The sequence below is a fragment of the Neobacillus drentensis genome, from assembly GCF_036965245.1.
GTDB lineage: Bacteria > Bacillota > Bacilli > Bacillales > Cytobacillaceae > Neobacillus > Neobacillus drentensis_G.
In genome coordinates this window covers 1-5,060 of sequence record NZ_JBALPG010000243.1, presented here as the reverse complement: position 1 = coordinate 5,060, position 5,060 = coordinate 1, and the positions used below count along the sequence as shown (strand labels likewise).

Genomic DNA, 5,060 nt, shown 5'->3' with positions numbered 1-5,060 from the left:
TAGAATAGAAGTAAAAATAATAAGGGGATTTAAATGGAGATAAAGTATAACTTAACAGAGGAAGACTATATACACTTTAATTTGTATCACATTAAAAATTCTAAATCTGCCATTCGATCATTGAATGTACAAAGATTTTTAACACCCGTATTTTTCATTTTATTATCTTATATCATTTCCTTAGTAGGTGATACACCGTTTCTAGAATTGTTTATAGCGTTTTTCATTACAGGTATTTTATGGATTTTGTTCTATCCAAAGTATTTTTATAGCACCGTTACCCGGAGAATCAAAAAATTTATTAGAGAGGGTAAAAATGGCGGTTTATTAGGGGAACATGTTTTATCAATAACAGATGAGGGATTGGTTGAATCTACATCTAACGGTCAAACGAAGGTAGACTGGTCAGGTATTATAGGTTTCAAAGAAGATAACGAATATTTCTACCTATATAACAGTTCAATTAGCGCCCTCATCCTTCCAAAAAGGGAATTAACTAATGAAGAGGAAATAAGAAATTTTATCAATTCTAAAGTTGTTGTCCATTCATAAAATAACCAAAAAGAGCACTTTGTGCTCTTTTTCAATTTTTTAGTCAATACTAGAAACGGTGGATAAATTGGACTGCAAATATGATACAGTGGGGATTGGTTGAAGGAGTGAAGTAAATGACTAAGCAAGAATTAATCAAATTATTGGTGTTAATAGAATCTGTTTATTCTTCCTGTATTACAAAAAATGATACGATACTCCATTGGTTAGAATTTTGCTCGAAGATGGACTATGAAAAAATGATGATAAAGCTTCAGAATCATATTAGAAATAGCCCCTATCCTCCTACTATTACGGACATTACAGTATTTACTGCAGAAAGCGAAGACTTTTCTGAGACTCTGGAATCATGGAAAAAAAGGGAAAAGGATCAAATTGAACAGGATTGTAGTAGTGGAAATCGAGGACAACTACCGCCATGGCTGCGTGAGTATACACTAAGATGATTTAAACTGAGAAAGTAACGAAAGCACTAAACAGCATATAAATGAATTTCTGCTAACATCATTTGTAATTGAAATGACGGACACATATGACAGTTTGCGTTTGGCGAAATTTTACATTTAACTGGTTAGCTGTTTATTGTTTCAAAATTTGTCATATTTAACAAAGTCCCTGTGGTGTAAAATTAATATAAAAGGAAAGAGGGTGTGGAATGAGAGTTTTATTTGAATTAATACGAATCATATTGATATTTGGACTTTTAGGAGGTTTTTTCTCTTTCGTTCTAAGCTATTTTTACAAATCATTAGGTGTAACCCAATATGAATGGTTAGGTTTCTTAGCTATTTTGTTATTGTTGTTTGTTACTTATAGGAACAAATGGCAATTTAAAGGTTGGTACAATGGAGAAGGGAAAGAAATACTACCTCGAAAAACCACTAATTTTCTATTATCTTTCTCTGTACTATTATTAATTTTTCCACCCATTGTCGATTACTTTTTACGGTAAATCACGATATGGTAAGGGAAATCTACTTTTAGTAGGTTTTCCAAAATTTTTATAGAAAAATCAACATTAAAATTTAACAGAGCCTGTACTTAAAATAAAGAAAGAATAAAAAATAATATAATTTTGTGGTATGCCCTGCCGTATTAAAAAAAAGCCTTAGAAATTCAAGGCTTTTTTCTTTGAACATTAAAATATGAGCATTTAAAAAGGAATTAAATGAAACTTAAAGAATATTAAATAAGGGAACAGGAATGAATGGATTTTCAGAGGTTTGAGCAGGACGTGTGAGGGGGAGGAATATGTATCAAGTATTATTTGTTCTTATTTTATTTACATTAATCATTTCAAGTGTTCTAATGATGGTAAATAGGAAATGGACATTGATCTATACTGCTTTTGGAAATGATACATATTTTGCAATTACTGCAAAGTTAAAAAGTGCAGGGATTAAATTTAAAACGAAAACGCCGCTAAATTTCAGAGATGCCGTGCATTCTAAGGATAATGCACAATATGATATATATGTGAAAAAGGGAGACGAGCATCTTGTATATGAAGCGCTGCAAAGAAAATAAATAAGTATTTTATATTTTAGCAAATTAATTTACTCAAGACAGGGGAAAACAATATGCTAATCCAAAAAGTAACCATAAACGAACTCGATTCTTTAACGGAATTATTTAATTTGTACAGGGTGTTTTATAATCAAAAGTCTGATGTGGATGGTGCGAGGAAGTTTTTAACGGAAAGAATCATGAATGAAGAATCTGTAGTATTTATCGCTCTTAATGGACATGATTCGCTTGGTTTTGTTCAGCTCTATCCATCGTTTTCAAGTGTGAGTATGCAGCGGTCATGGGTATTAAATGATTTATTTGTAAAGGAAACTACCCGTGGAAAAGGTGTGGGAGAGAAATTGATGAGAACGGCAATTGGATTTGCTAAGGAAACAGGGGCAAAAGGAGTTTTGCTAGAAACTGCCGAGGATAACGGTTCTGCACAAAGACTCTATGAAAAAATCGGATTTATTAGAGAGTCAAATTATTATTATTATTTTTCCGTATAAAAACTGGAGAATACTTTTTTGCATCTTAAAATAGGCTGAAACAATGATCTTACCAAAGAATACACTGACAAGTGCGACTCCTGGTATGTACAGAATGATGATTTATATCCATAACCTTATTTTCCCTAAATATAACCAAATAATCATCCCGATTCATTGTATTTTCATGATTTTTAATAATATATCTAATTGTTAGAATAAATCACTCCAGCTTTATTCATTTATTTTTCGATTTTCATTCAGTTTAATAACCATTTTTCTGTTAAATTGAAAATATAGGTTATTTAGAGGGGAGAATGAAATGATAAATTTAGCGCTTACTAATGAGATTCTGAATGGCAAAGTATATATGGTCGAAATGCAAGATGGTGAAATTAGTTCCTTTCGAATTTTAAGCGAAACGCCCACACATTATATTTTTTCCTATTCTACAAATGAAACAGTAGAAGTATTTGAAAAATCAAAGAATGAAGTTAATGGTATTTTTGATGTAAGAGAATGGTGGAACGCTCAAAAGGAAAGCTGAAACTCTCTTGGTTAGAAAGACTTCAATTTTTCCTAATCTTTTGATCGAGTGCTATCCTTGATAATAAAAGAAACAGGGGACCTCTTTTTTAAATGAAGTCCCCTAGGCTATTTCGAATAAATCCAGTCAATTTTATATAATACTATTCTTTGAAACCAAGCTGTCACTAATGTCAGAATCGTAAATATAGGAGATTGGGATAATCATTGGGACAAAATCGCCATTTTGCTCACCAAATCCTTGGTTACGTTTATAGGAAACAAACTGATCAATAAACTGGTTTGGCCCCATATTCATCACGGAACCGTTGTCGAATACATTGACTTTTAAATCCCCAAAATTGACCACCATAGGTGCAAAAATCAACAAAATCACCCCTACCAACATTTAAATAATACTGTTTTTAGCTGTATTGCTATCCGCTACATCAGTGTCATTCAACCATGTAATAGGGATATTAATAGGCGATATATCTCCATTTTGTTCACCAATCCCCTGATTTCTCTTATAAGAAACTAACTGATCAATAAATTGGTTGGGTCCCAAATTGACTAAGGAGGAATTATCAATAACATTTACTTTAAATCCTAAAAAATTGATCGCCATTGGTGCGATATTCAACAAAATCACTCCCTATGCCTGATTTCTTTTTATCGAGGGGATATCAATGATTTCATCATCAAAAACAATGTTTATGGGAACTGTGGTAATCGAAAAATCCGCCATTTGTTGGCCAAAACCTTGGTTTTTTTTTCCGGCAACATTCATATTTTTTAGAAAGGTGGGTCCAACGGAAACAGCACATTTATGACTAGCACTGTTTATTTTCATGCTTTCGATATTGACTTTGGTTGGGATAAAAAACATTTTATTCTCCTTTCAATCTCTAGAGAAAAGGCAGATTCCATGTATTTTTACAAATATATTCTATGGAGTGGCTAATAAGACCAACTCGTTGGTTCATGAGTTTGAACAAAAAAAGAAAGTGGTGGAGGCCACTTTCCAAAGAAGGAAAACTTTTATGGGTTAGTACAGCATATGTTCAAGCTTGTACGTGTATGTAGTGAACATGTCCATTTTCTAATGGTTTTTAAAAAAAGGGCGCTAACAAATTTTTTGAATAAGCTCAATCGAGTTATTTTTAGGTGAGTTGACTAAGGAAGAGACTTCATATGTCTCCATTTCATTTTCATCGAAAGGTACAAGCAATGGTTTTAGACTTGTGGTATCTGAAATTCCTGGATCCAGCCAAATTTTTTCATCTTCTCGTTTCAAAATAACAGGCATGCGGTCGTGAATATCTTTCATTAATTCATTGGGACCAGTTGTGATCACAGAACAAGTATAAAGTGTTTTACCATCTGGTGACTTCCAACCCTCCCAGATTCCTGCCATAGCAAACAATTCATTGGACTTGAGTTTTATCCGCATTGGAGTTTTGGTTTTATCTTCATGGCGTTTCCATTCATAAAAGCTATCAGCAATGACTATACAGCGTTTCTTTTTGAAGGCATTCCGAAAGCTTGGTTTTTCTGAGATTGTTTCAGCTCTGGCATTGATCATTTTATTGCCAATCGACAAATCTTTTGCCCATGGAGGGACAAACCCCCATTTCAGTAATCCCATCCGATTCACCCTGCCATCATTTATTACCGCTAAAACCGACTGGGAAGGGGCAATATTAAAGCTGGGAGAATAAAGCTCTTCCTCTAGGAAGGATTGAATATCGAAACGATTTATGATTTCTTCGAAAGTTGCTGTTAGTGTGAATCGGCCGCACATACACTTCACCTCGTCAACTAGTTACGAATATTGTAGCAAAATCTTCCCTTAAAAGCATTTTCCAATCGGGATTAAAAAAAGGAGACCTGTAAAAGGCAATCAGTTCTGTTTTCGTGGAGAAACATAATAAATAGAATACTAATTAGCAGACCTAATCTCATAAAATATGGTCTATTTTAATC

Annotated in this window: 9 protein-coding genes and 1 pseudogene; 6 read left to right on the top strand and 4 right to left on the bottom strand. The window is 33.2% G+C overall.

Going from position 1 to position 5,060, the window contains the following annotated elements; genetic code table 11:
- Positions 1–33: 33 nt before the first annotated feature.
- The 6 genes and pseudogenes from V7150_RS26355 to V7150_RS26330 all read left to right on the top strand — a co-directional run bounded on the left by V7150_RS26355 (position 34) and on the right by V7150_RS26330 (position 3,096).
- A complete protein-coding gene (locus V7150_RS26355; protein WP_335524234.1) occupies positions 34–552 on the top strand; it encodes a YcxB family protein in 519 nt (172 codons plus the stop codon).
- 116 nt (positions 553–668) lie between these two features.
- Positions 669–998 (top strand): hypothetical protein, encoded by a 330-nt coding sequence (locus tag V7150_RS26350; RefSeq protein ID WP_335524229.1) that lies wholly within the window; start codon positions 669–671, stop codon positions 996–998.
- A gap of 13 nt (positions 999–1,011) precedes the next feature.
- Positions 1,012–1,119 (top strand): annotated as a pseudogene (locus V7150_RS26345) (IS1595 family transposase); the annotation flags it as partial.
- 684 nt (positions 1,120–1,803) lie between these two features.
- Positions 1,804–2,079: a hypothetical protein gene (locus V7150_RS26340; RefSeq protein ID WP_335524227.1), complete on the top strand. Its 276-nt coding sequence runs from the start codon at positions 1,804–1,806 to the stop codon at positions 2,077–2,079.
- Between the two features lie 53 nt (positions 2,080–2,132).
- The gene (locus V7150_RS26335) at positions 2,133–2,570 is read left to right on the top strand and encodes a GNAT family N-acetyltransferase (RefSeq protein ID WP_335524225.1); all 438 of its coding nucleotides are present in this window, start codon (positions 2,133–2,135) and stop codon (positions 2,568–2,570) included.
- Between the two features lie 301 nt (positions 2,571–2,871).
- Complete coding sequence (locus V7150_RS26330; protein ID WP_335524223.1) at positions 2,872–3,096, top strand: hypothetical protein; 225 nt, start codon at positions 2,872–2,874, stop codon at positions 3,094–3,096.
- A gap of 132 nt (positions 3,097–3,228) precedes the next feature.
- Here V7150_RS26330 and V7150_RS26325 read toward each other — a convergent pair whose 3' ends face one another.
- From V7150_RS26325 to V7150_RS26310, 4 genes are all read right to left on the bottom strand, one after another.
- Complete coding sequence (locus V7150_RS26325; protein WP_335524221.1) at positions 3,229–3,462, bottom strand: hypothetical protein; 234 nt, start codon at positions 3,460–3,462, stop codon at positions 3,229–3,231.
- 21 nt (positions 3,463–3,483) lie between these two features.
- A complete protein-coding gene (locus V7150_RS26320; RefSeq protein ID WP_420490339.1) occupies positions 3,484–3,726 on the bottom strand; it encodes a hypothetical protein in 243 nt (80 codons plus the stop codon).
- A gap of 3 nt (positions 3,727–3,729) precedes the next feature.
- Positions 3,730–3,963 carry a hypothetical protein gene (locus V7150_RS26315; protein WP_335524216.1) on the bottom strand — a complete coding sequence of 78 codons (234 nt, stop codon included), beginning with the start codon at positions 3,961–3,963 and terminating at the stop codon, positions 3,730–3,732.
- A gap of 237 nt (positions 3,964–4,200) precedes the next feature.
- Complete coding sequence (locus tag V7150_RS26310; protein WP_335524213.1) at positions 4,201–4,878, bottom strand: SOS response-associated peptidase; 678 nt, start codon at positions 4,876–4,878, stop codon at positions 4,201–4,203.
- Between the last annotated feature and the right edge of the window lie 182 nt (positions 4,879–5,060).